The sequence below is a fragment of the Gammaproteobacteria bacterium genome (assembly GCA_037388465.1).
GTDB lineage: Bacteria > Pseudomonadota > Gammaproteobacteria > SpSt-1174 > SpSt-1174 > JARRKE01.
Map to the genome: position 1 here is coordinate 1 of JARRKE010000145.1, position 3,978 is coordinate 3,978.

The window sequence follows — 3,978 nt, forward strand, 5'->3', positions numbered from 1 at the left end:
GCGGCCGGGACCCTGGGGGTGACCGACCTGACCCAGATCAACGGCTATCTGAGCAGCCAGCCGCGCAATATCGGCGCCGGCCAGACATCCCTCACCCCGATGCCCGACATGGGGCAGGGCAGGAGCATGCAGTGAGCTCGCATACGCCGGGACAAGACGATGTGGTGCTGCATCCCGAAGGTGTCAGCAAGCGATTTGTCAGCGGCCGGCGCACCGTCGATGCACTCAAGGACGTGAGCTTCGAGGTGGGGCGGGGACGCGTGTCCGGTCTGATCGGCCCGGACGGTGCAGGTAAGACGACCTTCATGCGCCTCGCGGCCGGCCTGTTGCGCCCCGATACGGGAACCATGCAGGTGTTGGGATTGGATACCGAACACGATGCGTTGGAGCTGCAGGCGCGCCTGGGGTACATGCCGCAGCGTTTCGGCCTGTATGAAGACCTGTCGGTACAGGAAAACCTGGACCTGTATGCCGACTTGCAGGGCGTGCTGCACCAGGAACGGCAGGCACGTTATGAAACATTGATGCACATGACCGGGCTGGGACCGTTTGGCAAGCGACTGGCCGGCCGGCTCTCGGGTGGTATGAAACAGAAACTGGGATTGGCCTGCACGCTGGTGCGCGCGCCCGACCTGTTGCTGCTGGACGAGCCGACGGTGGGCGTGGATCCCGTTTCACGGCGCGAATTGTGGGACATCGTCTACCAATTGGTCGAGCAGCAGGACATGACGGTGCTGCTGTCGACTGCCTATCTGGACGAAGCCGAACGCTGTGACGAGGTGATCCTGCTGCACGAGGGGCAGGTGCTCGGTCAGGGACGGCCCGAGGCGTTTCGTGAGGAAATGCGTGGCCAGGTGTACCGTGCGAACGCCCCGCAGCTTGCCAAGCGTACATTGCAGCAGCGCCTGGTCGGCGCGCCCGGCGTGCTGGACGCGGTTGTGCAGGCCGAAGGGGTACGGCTGGTCCTGCAGCAGGCGGAAACGCCGGTGGAGCAGGCAGTGGCCGGCATAGAACAGGTGCAGGTCGAGGCGGTCGAGCCGCGCTTCGAGGACAGTTTTGTCGCCCGCCTGCGTGCGCAACGCGAGGGTGATGCGCCGGCGGTGGAAGGGATGGATGTGAAGCCTCCCGGACAAGGTCAGGGTGGCGACGGGGCGGTGATCCGCGTCAGGAATCTCAAGCGCCGGTTCGGTGAGTTCTATGCGGTCAATGGTATCAGTTTCGAGGTCGGTCGAGGCGAGATCTTCGGATTGCTGGGCGCCAACGGCGCCGGCAAGTCGACCACCTTTCGCATGTTGTGTGGCCTGTTGCCGCCCAGCGAGGGGGAACTGGGTGTGGCAGGCAAGGACCTGCGTACCGCCGCCGCCTCGGCGCGTGCGCGCATCGGCTATATGTCGCAGCGTTTTTCGCTGTACGGCAATCTGACCGTACGCCAAAACCTCAATTTTTTCGCCCGTGCCTATGGATTGGGTGTGAGCCGGCGGCGCAGCCAGATGGATCGGGTGTGGATCCGCTGATGCGGCGCGAGTTCTGGCAACGCATCACCGCCCTGGCGGAGCACGGCGTGACGATCATGGTCACCACGCATTTTATGGAAGAGGCCGAATACTGCGACCGGCTGGCGATCATGGCCCAGGGGCGCTTGCTGGCGACCGGCAGTCCGACGGACATCAAGGCCCGGGCACAGGAAGGGGATGAGTCGCCGCCCGACATGGAAGAGGCCTTCATCCGCCTGATCGAGAACGGTGAAGCATCGGCACAGGAGGCCGCGTGAATCGTTCGCGCAGAACCCTGCAGCGCGGCGGCAGCGGCATGCGTTTGCGCGGCCTGATCCGCAAGGAGTTTTTACAGGTATTGCGCGATCCGAGCAGCATCGCCATCGCCTTCCTGCTGCCGGTGGTGCTGTTGCTGTTGTTCGGCTATGGCGTCTCACTGGATGCCAAGCATATTCATCTGGCACTGGTGGTGGACCATCCGAGTACCGAGACGGCCGGTTTTGTCAGCGTGTTTCGGCAATCGGAATACTTCGTGCCGCAGGAGGTTTCGAACATTCATGCGGCGCGCGCTGCGCTGGCGAGTGGCCGGGTCAAGGGCATCGTGTGGCTGCGCAGCGATTTTGCCCGTCGCGTGAATGACGGTACCCAGGCTCCCGTGGCGGTGATCGTCAACGGCGTGGACGCCAACACGGCGCGCCTCGTGCAGGGCTATGTGAAAGGCGCGTGGTTCACCTGGCTGCAGCGCCGCGCGGCGGCGAGGGGGCAGGAGCTCAAGGTGCCGGTCGACCTGCAGTATCGCATCTGGTTCAACAGCGAGGTGCGCTCGCGCGATTACCTGGTGCCGGGTCTGGTGGCGGTGATCATGACCCTGATCGGGGCGCTGCTCACCGCGCTGGTGATGGCCAGGGAATGGGAGCGCGGCACGCTGGAGGCGTTGATGGTCACACCGGTGGCGATGCGTGAGATCCTGCTGGGGAAGATTCTGCCCTACTTCGTGCTTGGCATGGGCGGCATGGCATTGTCGGTGGCGATGGCCGTTTGGCTGTTCCAGGTACCGTTGCGCGGTTCGCTATGGGTGTTGTTTTTGGCCTCGGCACTGTTTCTGCTCGCCGCACTCGGCATGGGACTGGTGATTTCGATTCTGGCCCGCAACCAGTTCGTGGCCGGGCTGGTGTCCATCGTGGCCACCTTCCTGCCCGCTTTCATCCTGTCGGGATTCATTTTCGATATCGGCAGCATGCCGACGATCGTGCAGGTGCTGACGCACATCATCGCGGCACGCTATTTCGTGGCCATCCTGCACACCGTGTTTCTGGCCGGCAACATCTGGTCGGTGATCCTGCCCAATGCCCTGGCCCTGCTGGTGATGGCCGTCATTTTTCTCGGCATCAGCCGGGCGCGGTCGCGCAAGCGATTGGAGTGAAGCGAACATGTGGAAGCGTATTCTGGCGCTGGCCTTTAAGGAACTGCTGACCCTGTTGAAGGACAACAAGAGTCGGGTGGTGGTGACTTTTCCGCCGTTGGTGCAGGTGCTGGTGTTTGGCTATGCCGCCACCCTGGACGTCACGCATGTGCCGATAGCCGTTTACAACGAAGACGGTGGCGCCGCCTCGCGGCAACTGGTGGCCGATTTTACGGGTTCGAAAAACTTCCGTGTCGTCGCGCACCTGACCGGCGTGCCGCAGATCCGTGAAACCATAGATTCCCAGCGCGCACTGATGGTGCTGCATATCGGTCCGCGGTTCGGTCGGGATCTCTACGCCGGTAAGCCGGCACCCACGCAGCTGATCATTGACGGGCGGAACTCGAATACCGCGATGATCGTCCTCAACTACGCCCGCGACATCGTCGATCAGTACAACCAGAAATGGAACGAACGGCACGGCTTGCGGGCACCACCGGCGCAACTGGTGATGCGCGCCTGGTTCAATCCCAACCTGGAAAGCCGCTGGTTCATCGTGCCGGGAATCGTGGGCCTGCTCACCCTGGTGGTGACCATGGTGGTGACCTCGCTGTCGGTGGCCCGCGAACGCGAGCAGGGCACCTTCGACCAGTTGTTGGTCACCCCGCTGCGGCCCGTGGAAATCCTGATCGGCAAGGCGCTACCGGGGCTGCTCATCGGCCTGGTCGAGGCCACGTTGATCACCCTGATCGCCGTGTTTGGGTTTCACGTTCCTCTGATCGGCAGTCTGGTCACGCTATATGTCGGGTTGGCGTTGTTCATACTGGCCGCCATCGGGGTCGGGCTGATGATTTCCTCTATCGCGGTAACCATGCAGCAGGGGCTGCTGGGTGCGTTTTTGTTCATGGTACCGGCGGTCATCCTGTCGGGCTTCGCCACGCCGATCGAGAACATGCCGGTATTGGTGCAGGACATCACCTACGCCAATCCGTTGCGCTATTTCCTGGTCATTCTACGCGGCGTGTTCCTGGAGGGGACGCCGTTTCATCTGCTCATCGGCCAGTTCTGGCCGATGGCCGTCAT

2 protein-coding genes and 1 pseudogene are annotated in these 3,978 nt (G+C 62.9%); all 3 read left to right on the plus strand.

Translation table 11 applies throughout. The features are described 5' to 3' along the window. The first annotated feature begins 161 nt into the window (after positions 1-161). Positions 162-1,771: pseudogene (locus P8Y64_14390) on the plus strand (ATP-binding cassette domain-containing protein). 38 nt (positions 1,772-1,809) lie between these two features. Beyond that, positions 1,810-2,916 (plus strand): ABC transporter permease, encoded by a 1,107-nt coding sequence (locus tag P8Y64_14395; GenBank protein MEJ2061637.1) that lies wholly within the window; start codon positions 1,810-1,812, stop codon positions 2,914-2,916. 7 nt (positions 2,917-2,923) lie between these two features. After that, positions 2,924-3,978: ABC transporter permease (locus P8Y64_14400; GenBank protein ID MEJ2061638.1), on the plus strand; the 1,055-nt coding region annotated here is incomplete at its 3' end.